Source organism: Brevundimonas sp. GW821-FHT12E07 (assembly GCF_058807035.1).
Window position 1 is genome coordinate 366,796 of record NZ_JBXAQH010000004.1, and the last position, 18,729, is coordinate 385,524.

General features: G+C 67.6%; 19 protein-coding genes and 2 riboswitches. Of the genes, 13 read left to right on the forward strand and 6 right to left on the reverse strand.

Features of this window, described 5'->3' with window-relative positions; all coding sequences use genetic code 11:
* Window positions 1-18: 18 nt before the first annotated feature.
* Together AC1ROD_RS16575 and erpA are read right to left on the reverse strand one after the other, a co-directional pair.
* A complete protein-coding gene (locus tag AC1ROD_RS16575) occupies window positions 19-690 on the reverse strand; it encodes a MarR family transcriptional regulator (RefSeq protein ID WP_492949370.1) in 672 nt (223 codons plus the stop codon).
* Window positions 691-849: 159 nt separating this feature from the next.
* Window positions 850-1,227 carry an iron-sulfur cluster insertion protein ErpA gene (gene erpA / locus AC1ROD_RS16580; protein WP_492949371.1) on the reverse strand — a complete coding sequence of 126 codons (378 nt, stop codon included), beginning with the start codon at window positions 1,225-1,227 and terminating at the stop codon, window positions 850-852.
* 65 nt (window positions 1,228-1,292) lie between these two features.
* On the opposite strand from erpA, the gene AC1ROD_RS16585 reads away from it, so the two are divergent.
* The 5 genes from AC1ROD_RS16585 (at window position 1,293) to scpB (ending at window position 5,946) form a co-directional block, all read left to right on the forward strand.
* The gene (locus AC1ROD_RS16585) at window positions 1,293-2,519 is read left to right on the forward strand and encodes a deoxyguanosinetriphosphate triphosphohydrolase (RefSeq protein ID WP_492949372.1); all 1,227 of its coding nucleotides are present in this window, start codon (window positions 1,293-1,295) and stop codon (window positions 2,517-2,519) included.
* Window positions 2,520-2,612: 93 nt separating this feature from the next.
* Window positions 2,613-3,395, forward strand: a complete 783-nt coding sequence (locus AC1ROD_RS16590; RefSeq protein WP_492949373.1) for an SPOR domain-containing protein — start codon at window positions 2,613-2,615, stop codon at window positions 3,393-3,395.
* Between the two features lie 5 nt (window positions 3,396-3,400).
* Entirely contained in the window at window positions 3,401-4,447 is a 1,047-nt protein-coding gene (gene nagZ / locus AC1ROD_RS16595) for a beta-N-acetylhexosaminidase (RefSeq protein WP_492949374.1), read from the forward strand.
* Between the two features lie 3 nt (window positions 4,448-4,450).
* A complete protein-coding gene (locus AC1ROD_RS16600) occupies window positions 4,451-5,275 on the forward strand; it encodes a segregation and condensation protein A (RefSeq protein WP_492949375.1) in 825 nt (274 codons plus the stop codon).
* 32 nt (window positions 5,276-5,307) lie between these two features.
* Complete coding sequence (gene scpB / locus AC1ROD_RS16605) at window positions 5,308-5,946, forward strand: SMC-Scp complex subunit ScpB (protein WP_492949457.1); 639 nt, start codon at window positions 5,308-5,310, stop codon at window positions 5,944-5,946.
* 9 nt (window positions 5,947-5,955) lie between these two features.
* On the opposite strand, the gene AC1ROD_RS16610 is transcribed toward scpB, so the two are convergent.
* Together AC1ROD_RS16610 and ispH are read right to left on the reverse strand one after the other, a co-directional pair.
* Window positions 5,956-6,153: a stress-induced protein gene (locus AC1ROD_RS16610; RefSeq protein WP_492949458.1), complete on the reverse strand. Its 198-nt coding sequence runs from the start codon at window positions 6,151-6,153 to the stop codon at window positions 5,956-5,958.
* A 94-nt stretch (window positions 6,154-6,247) separates the two neighbouring features.
* On the reverse strand, window positions 6,248-7,207 hold the full coding sequence (ispH, locus tag AC1ROD_RS16615) for a 4-hydroxy-3-methylbut-2-enyl diphosphate reductase (protein WP_492949376.1): 960 nt from the start codon (window positions 7,205-7,207) through the stop codon (window positions 6,248-6,250).
* 183 nt (window positions 7,208-7,390) lie between these two features.
* On the opposite strand from ispH, the gene AC1ROD_RS16620 reads away from it, so the two are divergent.
* The 3 genes from AC1ROD_RS16620 to AC1ROD_RS16630 are packed head-to-tail and all read left to right on the forward strand — an operon-like array spanning window position 7,391 to window position 10,963.
* On the forward strand, window positions 7,391-8,098 hold the full coding sequence (locus tag AC1ROD_RS16620; protein ID WP_492949377.1) for a Tat pathway signal sequence domain protein: 708 nt from the start codon (window positions 7,391-7,393) through the stop codon (window positions 8,096-8,098).
* On the forward strand, window positions 8,098-9,900 hold the full coding sequence (gene argS / locus AC1ROD_RS16625; protein WP_492949378.1) for an arginine--tRNA ligase: 1,803 nt from the start codon (window positions 8,098-8,100) through the stop codon (window positions 9,898-9,900). Before AC1ROD_RS16620 ends, argS begins: the two co-directional genes overlap by 1 nt.
* 55 nt (window positions 9,901-9,955) lie before the next feature.
* On the forward strand, window positions 9,956-10,963 hold the full coding sequence (locus AC1ROD_RS16630; protein WP_492949379.1) for an adenosine deaminase: 1,008 nt from the start codon (window positions 9,956-9,958) through the stop codon (window positions 10,961-10,963).
* Window positions 10,964-10,969: 6 nt separating this feature from the next.
* Here AC1ROD_RS16630 and AC1ROD_RS16635 read toward each other — a convergent pair whose 3' ends face one another.
* Window positions 10,970-12,004 carry an alpha/beta hydrolase gene (locus AC1ROD_RS16635; RefSeq protein WP_492949380.1) on the reverse strand — a complete coding sequence of 345 codons (1,035 nt, stop codon included), beginning with the start codon at window positions 12,002-12,004 and terminating at the stop codon, window positions 10,970-10,972.
* A 110-nt stretch (window positions 12,005-12,114) separates the two neighbouring features.
* A riboswitch (glycine riboswitch) is annotated at window positions 12,115-12,213 on the forward strand.
* Window positions 12,214-12,217: 4 nt separating this feature from the next.
* A riboswitch (glycine riboswitch) is annotated at window positions 12,218-12,303 on the forward strand.
* A 56-nt stretch (window positions 12,304-12,359) separates the two neighbouring features.
* On the opposite strand from AC1ROD_RS16635, the gene gcvT reads away from it, so the two are divergent.
* The 4 genes from gcvT to gcvPB all read left to right on the forward strand — a co-directional run bounded on the left by gcvT (window position 12,360) and on the right by gcvPB (window position 17,010).
* Window positions 12,360-13,475 carry a glycine cleavage system aminomethyltransferase GcvT gene (gene gcvT, locus AC1ROD_RS16640; RefSeq protein ID WP_492949381.1) on the forward strand — a complete coding sequence of 372 codons (1,116 nt, stop codon included), beginning with the start codon at window positions 12,360-12,362 and terminating at the stop codon, window positions 13,473-13,475.
* 11 nt (window positions 13,476-13,486) lie between these two features.
* Window positions 13,487-13,852, forward strand: coding sequence for a glycine cleavage system protein GcvH (gene gcvH / locus AC1ROD_RS16645; RefSeq protein WP_492949382.1), 366 nt, complete (start codon window positions 13,487-13,489; stop codon window positions 13,850-13,852).
* Between the two features lie 237 nt (window positions 13,853-14,089).
* Window positions 14,090-15,436 carry an aminomethyl-transferring glycine dehydrogenase subunit GcvPA gene (gcvPA, locus tag AC1ROD_RS16650; RefSeq protein ID WP_492949383.1) on the forward strand — a complete coding sequence of 449 codons (1,347 nt, stop codon included), beginning with the start codon at window positions 14,090-14,092 and terminating at the stop codon, window positions 15,434-15,436.
* 2 nt (window positions 15,437-15,438) lie between these two features.
* Window positions 15,439-17,010: an aminomethyl-transferring glycine dehydrogenase subunit GcvPB gene (gcvPB, locus tag AC1ROD_RS16655; protein ID WP_492949384.1), complete on the forward strand. Its 1,572-nt coding sequence runs from the start codon at window positions 15,439-15,441 to the stop codon at window positions 17,008-17,010.
* Window positions 17,011-17,028: 18 nt separating this feature from the next.
* On the opposite strand, the gene AC1ROD_RS16660 is transcribed toward gcvPB, so the two are convergent.
* Entirely contained in the window at window positions 17,029-17,634 is a 606-nt protein-coding gene (locus AC1ROD_RS16660) for a TetR/AcrR family transcriptional regulator (RefSeq protein WP_492949385.1), read from the reverse strand.
* Between the two features lie 69 nt (window positions 17,635-17,703).
* Here AC1ROD_RS16660 and AC1ROD_RS16665 point away from each other — a divergent pair, with 69 nt between their 5' ends.
* Window positions 17,704-18,636: an SDR family oxidoreductase gene (locus tag AC1ROD_RS16665; RefSeq protein ID WP_492949386.1), complete on the forward strand. Its 933-nt coding sequence runs from the start codon at window positions 17,704-17,706 to the stop codon at window positions 18,634-18,636.
* The last annotated feature ends 93 nt before the right edge of the window (window positions 18,637-18,729 follow it).

Here is an 18,729-nt window from a genome sequence, read left to right on the forward strand (position 1 = left end):
TGGGTTTTTACGCTGAAGTCAGGCGGCTCGCTGATAGAAAACCGTGCTGCCGACGGATTGCCGTTCAACAAGCCCGCGCTGCGCTAGCTTCGCGAGGGCCCTGCTTATCGCGGCCTCGCTCATATTCAGGACGGCGGCAATCTCTGCGGAGCTGGAGGAAGAGTGCTCGCGCGCCAGAAACTTCAAAATGGCTGCTTGGAGTGCTGAATGAGGGAGGGCTGGTTCGGCCGTGGCTGCGAGGTCTTCGCCAATGACTCTTGCGCTATCAACGTACCCTTGCAGAAGTCTCAGTTGCTTGTCAGCAACCTTGCTTAGTCGATCTCGCTCAACGACGCTTAATTTGTCGGCTTCGAGCTTTAGCTCTTCAATGAAGGTAATTTTTGCCTTCTCGAGTTGCGAATTCAAGTCATCGAGACTTCTTTCAAAATCACGACCGCGGCGAGACATGTTAAGAAAATTGTCTTCGTTTCTGTAGTCGCTTGGAGCGTACAGCGCGGCTGGATTAGTGTTTAGGGTTGCAAAGAATGCTACAACCAAAATCACTGGAAAGCCCATTACAAACCAAATGTAAGTTGATTGAATGGTTTCTGAAACAAGTGGCAGAGTTACCGCCCCGGCGACCTCAGCCAAGGCGGCAAATATAGCAATTATGGTCAGCGGATTGCTTACTGACCTGATTTTCTCGATCACCTACGAGCACTCCTCTGCAAGCGCTTCTAATGCGAAAAGAGACTATCTGTGTCCGATGCGGATTGCCATCCGAACTGGGTTCTTTGGTTTGCTGCAACATGCCCGCCCGCGAATAGTCTGTGGGCAATTGGGAGCCGGATTTCGCGACATGCAGCCCTTCTAGATCGAGAAACTGACCCCACACCCACAACTCGTCGCCGCGTTGGGATTACGCACCACGAACTGCGCCCCGGCCAGTTCATCGACGTAAGCCACCTCCGATCCCTTCAGGAAGGGAACCGAGACCGGGTCCACCAGCAAGGTCTGGCCGTCGGTTTCGATGCGCAGGTCGTCGGCCTCGGCGGTCTGGACGAGGTCCATCTGGTACTGGAAGCCCGAGCAGCCGCCGCCCTCGACGGCGACGCGCAGCATGACCGTGTGACCCTCGGCGGCGCCGAGTTTGGCCAGACGCTTCGCCGCGCTGGCCGACAGGACGATGCCCTCGGGCGTGCGGGTGGCCACCTTGAGTTCAAACGGAGCAGGTTGGACGCTGGTCATGGCTGTCTATATGAGACGCCGGGGGCCATGCGCAAAGGCCCGGCCGATCACGAAACGCGACCCGCTTGAGCCAGACGCCCTCCAAGGACACCCCTTTCGCCGACACCTGCGGCTTCGCCCCCTATGCGGAGATCCCCGCGGACACGCTCGGGCGGCTGGTCCCGGAGCCCGCCAGCCGGACCCGCAACGCCTTCGCCCGCGACCGTGACCGCATCATCCATTCGACCGCCTTCCGCCGCCTGAAGGGCAAGACCCAGGTGTTCGTGGCGCATGAGGGCGACCATTACCGCACCCGCCTGACCCACAGTCTGGAGGTGGCCCAGATCGCCCGGTCGCTGGCCCACGCCCTGGGGCTGGATCAGGATCTGGCCGAGACCATCGCCCTGGCCCACGACCTGGGCCATCCGCCGTTCGGCCATGCGGGCGAGGACGAGCTGCAGGTGCAGATGGAGCCGTATGGCGGCTTCGACCACAACGTCCAGACCTTCCGCGTCGTGACCAAGCTGGAGCGCCGCTATCCGGGGTTCGACGGGCTGAACCTGTCGTGGGAGACGGTCGAGGGGGTGATCAAGCACAACGGCCCGGTGACCCACAAGCTGGACGACCCCGCCTGGAAGGCCATCGCCGACTATACCCGCACCAGCGACAATCCCGACTGGGACCTGAGGCTGAACAGCTTCGCCTCGCTGGAGGCCCAGGCGGCGGCCATCGCCGACGACATCGCCTACAACAACCACGATGTGGACGACGGGCTGCAGGCCGGGCTGTTCACCTTGGCCGACCTGGCCGGCGTGCCGCTGATCGGGCCGGCGCTGAAGAGCGTGCGGGCCGACTGGCCGGATCTGGACGACCGGATGGTGCGGCTGGAGGCGGTGCGGCGGATGATCGGCCTGATGGTCGACGACGTCCTGGCCGAGACCGAGCGGCGGCTGGCGGCGGACCGGATCGTGACGCCCGAGGACGTGCGCGGGGCCAAGCGGACCCTGATCCAGTTCTCCGACGCCATGATGGCCGATCTGGGCGTGCTGCGCGCCTTCCTGTTCCAGCGGATGTATCGCCACTACCGCGTCAACCGGACCCGCAGCCAGGCGCGGCGGATCCTGGCCGAGATGTTCCAGCTGTTCATGGCCGAGCCCGAGGTCCTGCCGCCGGAATGGTATGGCCGGGCGGGCTCGGACGACCTTCACCGGCGGGCGAGGGCGGTGTGCGACTATATCGCCGGCATGACCGACCGCTATGCGATCGAGGAACACCGGCGGCTGTTCAGCATCGACCTGATCCGCGAGATGTGAATTTCACCCCAACTGTGATTCGTCTGTGGGGGCGGGCGGGTTAGAGTGTCAGGCCGCGCGCCGATTCGCGCCGGGTCCATGAGAAATCCGAAGATGTCCTACGACGACAACAACCGCCCGAACGACAGCCGCGACCGGGGGCCTTATACGCCGCCGACCGACGACGACCTGCCGTTCAATCGTGGCGGTTTCGACGCGCGTCGCGGACCGCCGGCCAAGGCGCCGCCGGTGACCCTGATCGTCAGCGCCGTGGTGCTGCTGGTGCTGATCATCGCCGTGGTGGTCTTCTATCGCTCGGGCCTGCGCGCCTCCAACGACGTGCCGCCGGCCGTGGGCACGCCCGTGGGCCAGATGAAGGTCGAGGCGCCGGTGGACGCCCAGCCCGTCGATGAAGAGGCCGGCGTCGACGTCTATCGCGACGAAACCCCGCCGGTGGACACCGCCCCGACCTATGCGCCGCCGCCGGAACAGGCCCAGCCGCGCCCGGCGCCGAGGCCGCTGCCGCCGGTGGTCTCCGACGAACTGCCGCCGGCGCGCCCGGCGCCGACGACGGCGGCCCGTCCGACCCCGGCTCCGCCGGTCGTGCGGCCTTCGCCCCAGGCGACCCAGACCCCGCCGACCCCTGCGGCCGCGAACGGGGCCTCGGCGGTGCAGATCGGCGCCTTCTCCTCGACTGCCATCGCCGACCGCGAATACGCCGCCGTCGCCGCCCGCTTCCCGCAATATGCGCGCGGGGCCCAGAAGCGCGTCCAGGAAGTCACCGCCTCGAACGGCTCGACCGTCTATCGCACCACCTTCTTCGGCCTGAGCCGCGAGCGGGCCCAGGCCTTCTGCGCGGCCATTCAGGGCGCCGGCGGCGACTGCCTGGTGCGCTGAGCCCGGTGAACAGCGCGGCCATCTATGGGTGTCTGGGCACGGCCCTGACGGACGAGGAGCGGGCCTTCTTCGCCGACGCCCGGCCGTGGGGCTTCATCCTGTTCCGCCGCAATGTGGAGACGCCCGATCAGGTGCGCCGCCTGACCGACGCCCTGCGTGACAGCGTGGGGTGGGAGGCGCCGGTTCTGGTCGATCAGGAGGGCGGCCGGGTCCAGCGCCTCGGCCCGCCGCACTGGGCCAAATATCCGCCGGGCGACGCCTATCTGAAGGCGACCAACGATCCGCTGACCGCGCGCGAACTGGCGCGGCTGGGCGGACGGCTGATGGCCCATGATCTGAAGGCGGTGGGCATCAACGTCGATTGCGCCCCGGTGCTGGACGTGCCGGTGCCCGGCGCCCACGACATCATCGGCGACCGCGCCTATGCCCGCGATCCGGCGCTGGTGGCCCAGCTGGGCCGGGCGACGGCCGAGGGGTTGCTGGCCGGAGGGGTCCTGCCGGTCATCAAGCATATGCCGGGCCACGGCCGCGCCTTCGCCGACACCCACAAGGAGCTGCCGACGGTCCATGCCGACCTCGACGCCCTCGACGCCTGGGACTTCGCGCCGTTCAAGGCCCTGTCGGACATGCCGATCGGGATGACGGCCCACATCGTCTTCACCGCCATCGACAAGAAGCGGCCCGCGACCCAGTCGAAGAAGGCGATCAAGCTGATCCGCGAACGTCTGGGCTTCGGCGGCCTGCTGCTGTCCGACGATCTGGTGATGAACGCCCTGTCGGGCACGCTGAAGGAGCGGGCGGAAAAGTCGCTCAAGGCCGGCTGTGATCTGGTCATCCACTGGAACGGCGACCTCAATGAGATGCGTCAGGTCGCCGAGGGCGTCGGCCGGCTGAAGGGCGGGGCCGCCCGTCGCGCCGAAGCGGCGCTGGCCCGGATCGTCCATACGCCGGAACCGCTGGATCTGGTCGAGGCTCGCGAACGCTTCGACGCCATGTTGAAGGGCCGTCTCGACGCCGCCAAAGGCGCGGACGTGGGGGAGGCGCAGGCCTAGGTCATGACTGAGGCCTTCCAGCCCAATCTGGACTTCGCCGCCGTCGAGCAGATCGACGCGGGCGAGGCCTTTGTGGTCGATCTGGAGGGCTATGAAGGGCCGCTGCACGTGCTGCTGGCGCTGGCGCGGACGCAGAAGGTCGATCTGCTCAAACTGTCGATCACCAAGCTGGCGGAACAGTATCTGGCCTTCGTGCATGAGGCGCGGCGGCGGAATTTCTCGCTGGCGGCCGACTATCTCGTGATGGCGTCGTGGCTGGCCTATCTGAAGTCGCGGCTGCTGCTGCCGCGCACCGACAAGGGCAAGGGCGACGAGCCGCCGGCCGAGGACATGGCCGCGATCCTGGCCTTCCGCCTGCAGAAGCTGGACGCCATGAGGAAGGCCGTGGAGGCCATTCAGGCCCGGCCCCAGCTGAAGCGCGACGTCTTCACCCGCGGCGACCCGGAGGCGACGGTGATCGTGCCGTCCGACCGGATCGACGCCAGCCTGTACGAGCTGATGAGCGCCTATGTGATCCAGCGGCGGCGCGAACAGGCGCGGCACTATACGCCCGGCCAGCGGGTCGAGGCCTTCGGGCTGGAGGCGGCGCGCGACTGGCTGCGTGATGTCCTGCCCCGGCTGGAGGAGTGGACGACCCTGGATCAGGTCGCGCCCCTGCGGGACGAGGGCGACGACGGCCCCAGCCAGGCCAGCTTCACCGCCTCGACCCTTTCGGCCAGTCTGGAGCTGGTCAAGGAAGGGGCGATGGACGTGCGTCAGGACGGGGCGTTCGAGGACATCTATCTGAAGCGGCGCGGCGTGGGCTTCCCGCTGGAGCTGCAACCGTGACCGACCTCCAGTTCGTGCCCGACGAGACCGAGATGGAGCGCCGCGTCGAGGCGTTGCTGTTCGCCGCCGCCGGGCCGCTGTCGGCCGCCGAGATCGCGCGCCGCCTGCCCGAAGGGACCGACGTCGGCGCCGCCATCTCGGGCCTGCGCAAACGCTATGAGGGCAGGGGAGTGGAGCTGGAGTGCGTCGCCGACCGCTGGCGCTTCCGCACCGCGCCGGACCTCAGCTTCCTGATGACCGAGGAGCGGGAGGAGCCGCGCCGCCTGTCCAAGGCCGCGCTCGAGACCCTGGCCATCATCGCCTACCACCAGCCCGTCACCCGGGCCGAGATCGAGAGCGTGCGCGGGGTGTCGATCTCGCGCGGGACGCTTGACCTGCTGCTGGAGATGGGCTTCGTGCGGCTGCGCGGGCGTCGCCGCACGCCGGGCCGTCCGGTCACCTATGCGACCGCCGACCGCTTCCTCGAACATTTCGGCTTGGCCAGCCTTTATGACCTGCCCGGTGCGGCGGAGATGAAGGCGGCGGGCCTGCTGGACCTGTCCCTGCCCACCGGCTTCGAGGTCCCCGACCCCTCGCGCGGCTCCGACGCCGACGAGGAAGATCCCATCGAGGAGGGCGACCAGCCCGAGTTCGCTCAGGATTTCATCGAGGGCGACGACGCAACCCGGTGATCCAGGGGACTAGGTCTTGGGCCGGGTCTGGGTGCTCCTGCCGCCGACGCTTCCGGCCTTGCGCGCCAGATCGGTGTCGCTGAACGCGCGCTTTTCCGCCGGGACCGCGACGCCGCCCATTCGCGCGATTTCAGTGCGGCGTTCAGGCGTCATGGCCGCGAACCCACGCTTGCGTTTCCCGGTATCCGCCGGTGTTTCGTTCGCCATTTCCAACCCGTTCGTGTTTGCCACTGTTCCTGTTGGAACGGAGCGGGTCGGCCTTTCCGTCGCGCGGTCAGACCCATGCGGACGGAAGCGGAGTTCAGGCCGTGAGCGCCCGCGGCAGTTTGAACGTCACTGTCTCGCGTTCGCCGGGGTCGTTGACCATGGTCGTGTCGAAGCGCTCTGCGATGGCGGCGAGGAGGGCCTGGATCAGGGGTTCGGGGGCCGAGGCGCCGGCGGTGACGCCGACGGTGTCCACACCTTCGAACCAGCGCCAGTCGACCTGGGAGGCGTCGTCCACCAGCCGGGCGTCCTTCGCCCCGCCGCGCAGGGCCACCTCGACCAGCCGCACCGAGTTGGACGAGTTGGGCGAGCCGACCACCAGCACCAGGTCGCAGCCGTCGGCCAGCACCTTGACCGCCTCCTGACGGTTGGTGGTGGCGTAGCAGATGTCTTCCTTGTGCGGGTCCGGCAGCTCGGGGAAGCGGGCCTTGAGCGTCTTCAGGATCTCGGCCGTGTCGTCCATCGAGAGGGTGGTCTGTGTGGCGTAGGCGAGGGGCTGATCGCCCGGCCGCTGCACCGTCTCTGCGTCCTCAACCGTCTCGATCAGGGTGATGGCGCCCTCAGGCAACTGGCCCATGGTGCCGATGACCTCGGGGTGGCCGGCGTGGCCGATCAGCAGGATGTGGCGGCCGGCATTGTGGTGGCGCTCGGCCTCGACATGGACCTTGGAGACCAGGGGGCAGGTGGCGTCGAGGAACAGCATCTCGCGCGCCCGGGCGCTTGCCGGCACCGACTTGGGCACGCCGTGCGCCGAGAAGACGACAGGCCGGTCGTCCGGGCACTCGTCCAGCTCCTGGACGAAGACGGCGCCCATGGCCTTCAGCCGCTCGACGACATGGCGGTTGTGGACGATCTCGTGGCGCACATAGACGGGGGCGCCGAACTTCTCGATGGCCCGTTCGACGATCTGGATGGCGCGGTCCACACCGGCGCAGAATCCCCGCGGTGTGGCGAGGCGGACCTTGAGCGGGCGTTTGATCGGCGCATGGGCGTTCATGGGCCCAACCTAGGACTTTCCCGGCCAAATCGCTACCGGGTCGCCACACCGGACGCACGCCCTGTGCGTCTTTCATCCGTGACGTTTGCCGCGCCTCGCTTTAGCCGCTATCAGCACCCAGCGTGGCGGTGTCGGGCGCCGACACTTTGCTGCGCGCCCATTCGGCTGTCGGAAACACCCTTGATGCGTCGCCTTCTCTCTGTCTGCTCCGCCGTTGTCCTGATGGCCGGTGTGCTCCCCAGCGTGGCCCATGCCCAGTTCAGCGCCGGCCAAGGCCAGCAGCAGTCGCGTGACCGCCAGGGCGGCCAGCAGGGCGGCGACGATGAAGACGGCGGCAGCACGCGCCGCGCTCCGCGTCAGGGGACCCTGCGTCAGCAGGCCAACGCCGGCCCGTGCCCCTATGTGAAGATTCTCTACGACGCCGCCCGCTATGTCGAACTGGCGGACAACCGCGCCGCCCTGGCCAATGTCGGTTACACCGGCGAGATCGAAGGCGTCACCGCGGGCTGCAGCTATCGTTCCGACGATCCCATCACTGTTCAGATGAACGTGCTCTTCAATCTGGGCCGCGGCGCCCAGGCGACCGGCGACCAGCGCACCTATCGCTACTGGGTCGCGGTGACCGAGCGGAACGCCGCCGTTCTGGCCAAGGAATATTTCGACCTGCCCGTCGACTTCAAGGGTCAGCAGACCGCCTCGGTCCAGGAAGAACGCACCATCGTGATTCCGCGCAAGGACGTCAGCGTCAGCGGCTCGAATTTCGAGGTTCTGGTCGGGTTTGACGTGACGCCGGAAATGGCCAGCTTCAACCGTGACGGCAGCCGCTTCCGCGTCAACGCCGGGACCGCGCCGGCTCCGGCCCCCGCCGCACCCCAGCCGCCGGCCCAGTAATGACCGATCTCAAGTCAGAGTTGGGCGAAGCGGTCGCAGCCGCCTTCGCTGCCGAAGGCGTGGATGCGGCGCTCGCGCGGGTGACGCCGTCCGACCGGCCCGATCTGGCCGACTTCCAGTCCAACGGGGCGCTCGCCGCCGCCAAGGCGCTGAAGGCCAATCCGCGCGAGCTGGCCGGCAGGGTCGCCGAGCGGCTGGCCGCCGATCCGCGCCTGTCCTCGGTCGAGGTCGCCGGACCCGGCTTCATCAACTTCAAGGTCTCCGATGCGACGCTCGCGAAGCGCGCCAGCGCCGTGGCCGCGGACGCGACCCTCGCCGGGGCCTCGGCCGTCGCCGCGCCGCGCAAGGTGGTCATCGACTACGCCGGGCCGAACGTGGCCAAGCCGATGCACGTCGGTCACCTGCGCTCCTCGATCATCGGCGAGAGCCTGAAGCGGCTGTTCCGCCTGCGCGGCGACACCGTCTGGGGCGACGCCCACTTCGGCGACTGGGGCTTCCAGATGGGGCTGCTGATCGTCGCCGTGGGCGATGAGGGCAAGGCCGACGGCTTTCTGATCGAAGGCGACGGTCCGTTCCCGGCCGAGAGCCCGGTCAGCCTCGAGGACCTCGAGCGCCTCTATCCGGCCGCCGCCGCGACGGCCAAGGAAGACCCCGCCTATCGCGACCGCGCCCGCAAGGCGACGGCCGAGCTGCAGGGCGGTCGCCCCGGTTATCGCGCCCTGTGGCAGCATTTCGTCGCCGTCAGCCGCACGGCGCTGGAACGCGAGTTCGGCGCCCTGGACGTCACCTTCGACCTCTGGAACGGGGAATCGGACGCCGATCCGCGCATGGCCGGGATGATCGCCGACCTGACCGCCAAGGGCCTGCTGGTCGAGGACGACGGCGCCCAGGTGGTCCACGTCGCTGCACCCGGCGAGACGCGCAAGAAGAAGCTGGCCGACGGTTCGGTGATCGAGGCGCCCAGCCCGCCGCCGCTGCTGGTGGTGAGCTCCGAAGGCTCGGCCATGTACGGCACGACCGATCTGGCGACCATCGTTGACCGGCGCGAGACGCTGGACCCCGACCTGATGCTCTATGTCGTCGACGAGCGGCAGGCCGAGCATTTCGAACAGGTCTATCGGGCAGCCTATCTGGCCGGTTACGCGAAGCCGGGCGAGCTGGAGCACCTCGGCTTCGGCACCATGAACGGCACGGACGGCAAGCCGTTCAAGACCCGCGCGGGCGGGGTGCTCAAGCTGCACGACCTGATCACACAGGCGACCGACAAGGCGCGTGACCGTCTGCACGAGGCCAACCTCGGCGCCGACGTCGCTCCGGCAGAGTTCGAGGACATCGCCCACAAGGTGGCCATCGCCGCCCTGAAGTTCGCCGACCTGTCGAACAGCCGGACCACCAGCTACATCTTCGACCTCGACCGCTTCATGAGCTTCGAGGGCAAGACCGGCCCCTATCTGCTCTATCAGGTCGTCCGCATCCGCTCGCTGCTGCGGCGCGGGGCGGAGCAGGGCGCCACGCCCGGCCCGATCGTGGTCGCCGAGTCCGCCGAGCGGGATCTGGTTCTGACGCTGGACGCCTTCGATCAGGCCATCTCGGACGCCTATGACAAGCGGATGCCGCACCTGATCGCGGAACACGCCTATCGGCTGGCGCAGGCGTTTTCGAAATTCTACGCGGCCTGCCCCGTGCTGGTCGCGCCGGACGAGGCGACCCGCGCCTCGCGTCTGGCCCTGTCGAAGGCGGCGCTGGATCAGCTGGTGCTGGCTCTGGGCGTGCTGGGCATCGCGACGCCCGAACGCATGTAGCGAAGCAGCTCCGGTTTCGGGTTAGACTGTGTCGATCCCGATCCGGAGCCTGCCCATGTCCCTCGACGCCTTCATCAACGGTCTGCCCAAGGCCGAGCTGCATCTGCACATCGAGGGCAGTCTTGAACCTGAATTGATGTTCGAGCTGGCGAAGCGGAACAAGGTCGAGATCCCGTTCGACAGCGTCGAGGCCGTGCGCGCGGCCTATGACTTCTCGAACCTGCAGGACTTCCTCGACATCTATTACGCCGGGGCCAATGTCCTGCAGACCGAGCAGGACTTCCACGACCTGGCCTATGCCTATTTCCAGCGGGCGGCGGCCGACCGGGTGCGCCACGCCGAAATCTTCTTCGACCCCCAGACCCACACCGACCGGGGCATTCCGTTCCAGGTGGTCGCCGACGGGCTGCTGTCGGGGATGAAGGCGGCGGAGGCCGATCTGGACGTCTCGTCCCAGCTGATCCTCTGCTTCCTGCGCCACCTCGATGAGGATGCGGCCTTCGCGACGCTGCGGAAGGCCGAGCCCTGGCTGGATCGGATCCGCGGCGTGGGTCTCGACTCGTCCGAGGTCGGCCATCCGCCGTCCAAGTTCAAATCCGTCTTCGCCGCGGCGGGCGCCATAGGCCTCAAGCGCGTCGCCCATGCCGGGGAGGAGGGGCCGCCGGAATATGTCTGGGAGGCGCTGGACCTGCTGAAGATCGACCGGATGGACCACGGCAACCGTTCGATGGAAGATCCGAAGCTGGTCGAGCGGCTGGCGAAGGAGGGGATGACCCTGACCGTCTGCCCCCTGTCGAACCACAAGCTCTGCGTCGTCGACGACCTGAAGGACCACCCCGTGCCGGAGATGCTGCGGCAGGGGCTGCACGTCACCCTGAACTCCGACGATCCGGCCTATTTCGGCGGCTATGTGAACGAGAACTGGCGCCAGCTGACGGCCGCCGTCGGCCTGACGCGCGAACAGCTGGTCGGTCTGGCGAAGAACAGCTTCGAGGGCTCGTTCCTGACCTCGGCCGAGAAGTCGGCGTACATCGACGAGGTCGAGGCGTACGCCGCCCTCTGATCCGGATCAGATCGGCAGGATCGCCGTGCCGAAGGCCTTCTTCAGGTCGTGGGCCGCGAAGGTTTGAGCTGCTGCCGCGTCAGGCACCACCAGACCCATGCCGAAGAACTCGTGGGTCGATCCGTTGAAGGTCTTGGCGCGGGTGTCGACCCCCGCGGCCTCGAGCTTCTCGGCCAGGGTCTCGCCCTCGGTGCGCAGGGGATCGATCTCGGCGGTGATGACGGTGGAGGAGGGCAGGCCGCGCAGATCGGCAGCGCCCACCACATTGATGCGCGGATCGGCGGTTTCGCTCTGGTCGTTGAAGGTGTGCTTCACGAACCATTCCATCATCGGCTTGTTCAGCGGCTTGGCGGCGGCGTTCTCGACATAGCTCTCGGTGGTCATGTCATTGCCGACCAGCGGATAGACCAGCACCTGATGCGCCGGAGCCTGCAGGCCCTGATCGCGGGCTGCGATTGAGACATTGATGGCCAGATTGCCGCCGGCGCTTTCGCCCATCACCGCGACCTTGCGCGGATCGCCGCCGATGGTCTGGGCGTTGGCGAGCGCCCATTTGTACGCCGCGACAGCGTCGTCATGGGCGGCGGGGAATTTGTTCTCGGGCGCCTGACGATAGTGAACCGACAGGACCACGACGTCGGCGAAGCGGCTGAGCCCGCGCGGACCGCCGTCATAGACGTCGAGGTCGGCGATGACGAAGCCGCCGCCGTGGAAATAGACGACCAGCGGCTTCAGGTCGTCGCTGTCGAGGTTCGGGCTGTAGATCCGGGCCTGCAGCGGACCGGCGGCGCCGTCGATGGTGATGTCGCGGGTCTGGATGCCCAGCGTCGGGTCCTCGTCCTTGATCGTTTCGCGCAGGATCTTCTTCACGGCGTCGGTCGGGGTCGGCTGCTGACGCGCCTCCTGCGGCGACAGGGTCTCGATCGGCTTGCCGCCCAGACCGGCCAGGGTGTCGAGAACCTTGCCCATCATCATGTCGGGTTTGGCGGCCGTGTCGCGCGGCTTGTCGTCGTGACCAAGGATTTTATCGAGGATAGACATAGGCTTCTCCGAATATTCAGGGGTGGGGCGATGCCGTTCTTAATCCCGCCGACACGCGGTTGTTCCTCCACCCAAGCTTGACTCCCGGCCGGAGTCGGGGCCTAGGTCCGCTCGCTCTCGCGGGAGAGATCGGGCGCCTTTCGGGGTGACCCGGAGCCGAAGGCGCAACCGCCCCGGAAACGCTCAGGCAAACGGACCGCGAGGACATTCGGACGCTGGAAAGTCGCCTGTAAGGGCGCGCCGACGGAGCAAGACGCCTCACTTCAAGGCGTTGGAATCTCTCAGGCTTCAGGACAGCGGGGGCGCGAGGACGGCGGAGCTTCCGCCACTGGACGCGACTCTGAAAGCCGGATGCATGACTGACGAAACCCTGAAGACCACCCCCCTGAGCGCCGCGCACCGCGCGCTGGGAGCCCGCATGGTCGGCTTCGGCGGCTATGACATGCCGGTGCAGTATGAGGGCGTGCTGGCCGAGCACCGCTGGACCCGCGAACACGCCGGCCTGTTCGACGTCTCGCACATGGGCCAGTGCCGCATCTCCGGCGCCGACGCCATTGCCCAGTTCGAACGCTTCGTGCCGGGCGACTACCAGATCCTCAAGTCGGGCAAACAGAAGTATTCCCTGCTCCTGAACACCGAGGGCGGCATCATCGATGACCTGATGGCCGGCAAGCCCGATCACGACGGCCTGTTCGTCGTCGTCAACGCCGGCAACAAGGACGAGGACTTCGCCTTCTGGAAGGCCAATCTCGCAGGCGACGCCAAGCTCACTGTGCTGGACGACCGCGCCCTGATCGCCATCCAGGGCCCCGAGGCCGCCGAGGTCATGCTCAAGTACGAGCCGGTCCTGGCCGAGTTCGGATTCATGGACTGCGCCCGTCTGATGCTGTTCGGCGTCGACTGCTTCGTCTCCCGCTCGGGCTACACCGGCGAGGACGGCTATGAGATCTCGGTGCCGGCCGCCGACGCCGAGCGCATCTGGAACACCATCCTCGAAGACGCCCGCGTCAAGCCGATCGGTCTGGGCGCCCGCGACAGCCTGCGCCTCGAGGCCGGCCTGCCGCTGCACGGCCACGACATCGACCCGACCACCTCGCCGGTCGAGGGCGCGCTGACCTTCGCCCTGTCGAAGTCCCGCAAGGAGGCCGCCAACTTCAACGGCGCCGAACGCATCCTGAAGGAACTGGCCGAGGGCCCGAGCCGCGTCCGCATCGGCCTGAGCGTCAAGGAAGGCGCCCCGGCCCGTGAAGGCGCCGAGATCGCCGATCTGGACGGCAACCTGATCGGCAAGGTCACCTCGGGCGGCCCGTCTCCGACCCTGGGCCGCAACATCGCCATGGGCTATGTGCCCCCCGCATTCGCCGAACTGGGCACAGATCTGAAGGTCCTGGTGCGCGGCAAGCCCGCCGCCGCCGAGGTCGTCGCCATGCCCTTCGTCGCCTCCCGCTACTACCGCAAACCCAAAGCCTGAGAGCCCCAGCCATGAAATTCACCAAGGATCACGAGTGGGTCAGCGTCGACGGCGACATCGCCACCGTCGGCATCTCCAAGCACGCCGCCGACGCCCTCGGCGACGTGGTGTTCGTTGAAGTCCCGGAAGTCGGCAAGACCGTCACCAAGGGCGACAGCTTCGCCGTGGTCGAGAGCGTCAAGGCCGCCTCCGACGTCTACGCCCCCGTCTCGGGCGAGGTGGTCGAGGCCAATGACGCCCTTGGCAACGCCCCGGAGACCGTCAACTCGGCGCCCGAAGCCGACGGCTGGTTCGCCAGGATCAAGATCTCCGACGCCTCGCAGCTCGACGCCCTGCTCGATCAGGCGGCGTACGACGAATATCTGACCACGCTCTAGAACTTGTCATCCCGGCCAAGCGAAGCGCCGAGCCGGGACCTGACGTGCTTTTGAGTTTTCAGCCCCGGAGAGCATCGCTCATCCGGGGCAACGCCTGAGACCGATCCGTGTCCCGGTTCAGCCCTTCGGACTGACCGGGACAGCCCAAGATGACCCATCCCGTCCCGGCTCTCCGCTTCGCTCCGGCCGGGATGACAAACGCCCCGCTCCCTCCGGGATGACAAGGTAACCCGAGCCATGCGCTACCTCCCCCTGACCGCCGACGACCGTGAGGCGATGCTCGCCGCCATCGGCGTCAAATCAATCGACGACCTGTTCGTGGATGTGCCCGAGGCCGCGAGGCGCGAGGGTTTCGTCGACCTGCCGCGCGTGGCGGGCGAGCTGGAAGTCGAGCGGGCCCTGTCGAAGATGGCCGGGCGCAACGTCGCCGCCGGTTCGGCGCCCTTCTTCTGCGGCGCGGGGGCCTACAAGCACCACGTCCCGGCGACGGTGGATCACATCATCCAGCGCTCGGAGTTCCTGACCTCCTACACCCCCTACCAGCCGGAAATCGCGCAGGGGACGCTGCAGTACCTCTATGAGTTCCAGACCCAGGTCGCGAACCTGACGGGGATGCCGGTCGCCAACGCCTCCCTCTATGACGGCTCGACCGCCATGGCCGAGGGCGTGCTGATGGCCACGCGCGTCACGCGCCGCAACAAGGCGGTCATCTCGGGCGGGGTGCATCCCCACTATGTCCGCGCCACCGAGACCGTGGTCCACGCCGTCGGCGTCGAGACCGAGGCGCTTGCCGCTGCCGTTGACGCCGAGGCGGCCGTCATCGACGCCATCGACAAGGACACGGCCTGCGTGGTCGTCCAGACCCCGAACGTGTTCGGCACCGCGACCGACGTGACGAAGATCGCCGAGGCAGCCCACGCCGCCGGCGCCCTGCTGATCGTCGTGGTCACCGAGGCCGTGTCGATGGGTCTGCTCAAGTCGCCGGGCGAGATGGGGGCCGACATCGTCGCCGCCGAAGGCCAGTCGATCGGTAACGCCCTGAACTTCGGCGGCCCCTACGTCGGCCTCTTTGCCGCGCGCGAGAAGCTGATCCGCCAGATGCCGGGCCGCCTGACCGGCGAGACCGTGGACGCCGACGGCGAGCGCGGCTTCGTCCTGACCCTGTCGACGCGCGAGCAGCACATTCGCCGCGACAAGGCGACGTCGAACATCTGCACCAATTCCGGCCTCTGCACCCTGGCCTTCACCATCCACATGAGCCTGCTGGGCGAGACGGGCCTGCGCAAACTGGCCCTGCTGAACCACGAGAAGGCCGTGGCCACGCGTGACGCCCTGGCCGCCATTCCGGGCGTCGAGATCCTGACGCCGCGCTTCTTCAACGAGTTCGCGGTGCGTCTGCCCAAGACCGCCGCCGAGGTCGTCCAGACCCTGGCCGATCACCACCTGCTGGCCGGCGTGCCCTACAGCCGTCTGGCGCCCGACGCCGGCATGGACGACGTCCTGCTGGTCGCCGCCACCGAAACCACGCTGGACGTCGATATCCAGCTTCTCGCCAAGTCGCTGACCAAGGTCCTGGGAGCCTGACCATGAGCACCATGAACACCGTCGGCCGCCCGACCGCCCCGAACGCCGTGACCTCGAAGCCCGCCACCCTGACCGGCGCGCGCGGTCTGCTGCAGGACGAGCACCTGATCTTTGAAGGCGAAGGCTGGGGCAAAACCGGCGTGGACCTGCCCGAGCCCGCCACCGACGGCGGCGATCTGGGCGATCTGGTCCGCCGCGACCCGATCGGCCTGCCGGGCCTGTCGGAGCCGGAGGCCATGCGCCACTATGTGCGCCTGAGCCAGAAGAACCACGCCATCGACCTGGCCATCTATCCGCTGGGCTCGTGCACGATGAAGCACAACCCGCGTCTTAACGAGAAGATGGCGCGCCTGCCGGGCTTCTCCGACATCCACCCGCTGCAGCCGCAGTCGACGGTGCAGGGTGCGCTGGAGCTGATGGACACCCTGGCTCACTGGCTGAAGACCCTGACCGGCATGCCCGCGGTGGCCCTGTCGCCCAAGGCCGGCGCCCACGGCGAGCTGTGCGGCCTGATGGCCATCCGCGCCGCCCACGAGGCCTCCGGTCAGCACCTGAAGCGCCGCAAGGTGCTGGTGCCGACCTCCGCCCACGGCACCAACCCGGCCACGGCCGCCTTCGTCGGCTATTCGGTCGTGGAAGTGGCCCAGACCGACGATGGCCGCGTGGACGTCGCCGACCTGGCCTCCAAACTGGGTGACGACGTCGCCGCCATCATGGTGACCAACCCCAACACCTGCGGCCTGTTCGAGCGCGACATCCTCGAGATCAGCCGCCTGACCCACGAGGCGGGCGCGTACTTCTACTGCGACGGCGCCAACTTCAACGCCATCGTCGGTCGGGTCCGCCCCGGCGACCTTGGCGTCGACGCCATGCACATCAACCTGCACAAGACCTTCTCGACGCCCCACGGCGGCGGCGGTCCGGGCGCGGGTCCGGTGGTGCTGTCGGAAGCCCTGGCGCCGTTCGCCCCGGCTCCGTGGGTCGTCCACGATGACAACGGCTATTCGCTGATCGAGCGGGAGGAGGGCGACGCCGCCCAGGCCTTCGGCCGTCTCTGCGCCTTCCAGGGCCAGATGGGCATGTATGTCCGCGCGCTCAGCTACATGATGAGCCACGGCTCGGACGGCCTGCGTCAGGTCGCCGAGGACGCCGTCCTGAACGCCAACTACATCAAGGCCCGTCTGTCGGACCTGATGAGCCCGGCCTTCCCCGACGGCCCGTGCATGCACGAAGCCCTGTTCGACGACGAATGGCTGAAGGGCACGGACATCACCACCCTCGACTTCGCCAAGGCGATGATCGACGAGGGCTTCCACCCGATGACCATGTATTTCCCGCTGGTCGTCCACGGGGCCATGCTGATCGAGCCGACCGAGACGGAATCGAAGCAGGAACTGGACCGCTTCATCCACGCAATGCGCCTGCTGGCCGAGGCGGCGAAAGCCGGCGACGTCGACCGCTTCAAGGGCGCGCCCTTCCACGCCCCGCTCAAGCGTCTGGACGAAACCCGCGCCGCCCGCTCGCCGGTGCTGCGCTGGTCGGCTCCGGCCGGGACCAATATCGCGGCGGAATAACAGGATGACGGGTGGCGGTCAGCCCGCCACCCGCCGCAGCGCTGCGAAGGCCGAGCGGCCGAAGGGTTCGGGGCCGTCGTCTTCGCCGGACAGCCACGCCTCGGTGGCCAGTTTCATGATGCCGATGGCGGCCGAGGCGGTGACGCGGCAGGCCACGTCGCTTTCAGGCAGGCCCTTTCGGTCGCTGAGCGCCTTCGCCAGCGCGCGTTCCATCTTCTCGTACTTGGCCTGATCGCCGGCGCAGAGGGCAGGGGTGTCGTGGATCAGCCGCGCCAGGGCCTTGGCCTCGGGCGTCTGGTGGCGTTCGGCCAGATCCACGAGCGCGTTCTCGACCATGTCCAGCAGGGGTTCGTCGGCCGGGCGGCGGCCGATGGCCTCGGCGACGATCTGGGGGAAGTCGGCCTTGGCGGCGAAAACGATCTCTTCCTTGGATCCGAAATAGTGGAACAGGCTGCGGCGCGACACGCCCGCGGCCTCGGCGATCTCATCCAGCGTAGTGGCCTCGAAGCCATTGGCGATGAACAGCCGCATGGCCTCGGACTGGATCCGGGCATGGGTCTCCGCGCGCTTGCGTTCTCGCAGGCCAGCCGGGGGTGTCGATTTGTCTTCTTGCACGTCTTGCATATTTGCATTGGATGCAGATATTGCAACCAAGGCCCTTCCGGCGACTTCACTGACGACAAGGATAGCGACATGGCGACCTGGACCACAAAGGATATTCCCGACCAGTCGGGCAAGCTGGCCGTCGTCACGGGCGCGACAGGCGGTCTCGGACTGGAGACAGCGCTGGATCTGGCGGGCGCCGGCGCCGAGGTCATCCTTGTTGGGCGCAATCCGGCCAAGGGGAGGGCGGCCTTGGCCCTGATCCAGGGACGGTATCGCGATGCGAAGCTGCGATTCGAACAGGTCGACCTGGCCGATCTGGGCTCGGTGAAAGCGTTCGCCGACCGGATGCTGGCCGAGGGGCGGCTGATCGACATCCTGATCAACAACGCCGGCGTCATGGCCCTGCCGAAGCGCCAGACGACAGCGGACGGCTTCGAGATGCAGTTCGGGACCAACTACCTGTCCCACTTCGCCCTGACCGCGCGCCTGCTACCCCTGCTGACGGCCCAGCCGATCGGCCAAAGAGCGCGGGTGGTGCAACTGGCCAGCATGGCGCATCGCGGCGGCCGCATTCGCCTGGACGATCTGAACTATGAGCGCGGCTATCGGCCCTGGCCCGTCTATCAGCAGTCCAAGCTGGCCATGCTGATGTTCGCCATCGAGCTGGACCGCCGCAGCGCCGCCAACGGCTGGGGCCTGACCAGCGTCGCGGCTCACCCCGGCTTCGCCCGCACCGATCTGATCGCCAACGGACCGGCGCTGGAGGGTGGGCTTCTGTTCCGGCTGGGGACCAGCCTGCTCACCCCGTTCGCCAGCCATTCGGCGGCGGCGGGCGCCCTGCCGACCCTGATGGCCGCGACGATGCCGGGCGTGACCGGCGGTCAGTATTTCGGGCCACAGGGCTGGCAGGAGATGAAGGGGCCGCCCGGACCCGGCAAGATCGAGCCCCAGGCCCTGGACGCCAGCGTCGCCGCGAAGCTCTGGGCCGCCTCGGAGCAGCTGACCGGCGTGACCTTCTGAGCACGGAGCGGGGCAGGGCGGGTCAGGCTTACAAAACCTTCACCGTTCAGCCTCGGTTCAGCCACCGAAGCAGATTGTAAACACCGTTGTGGC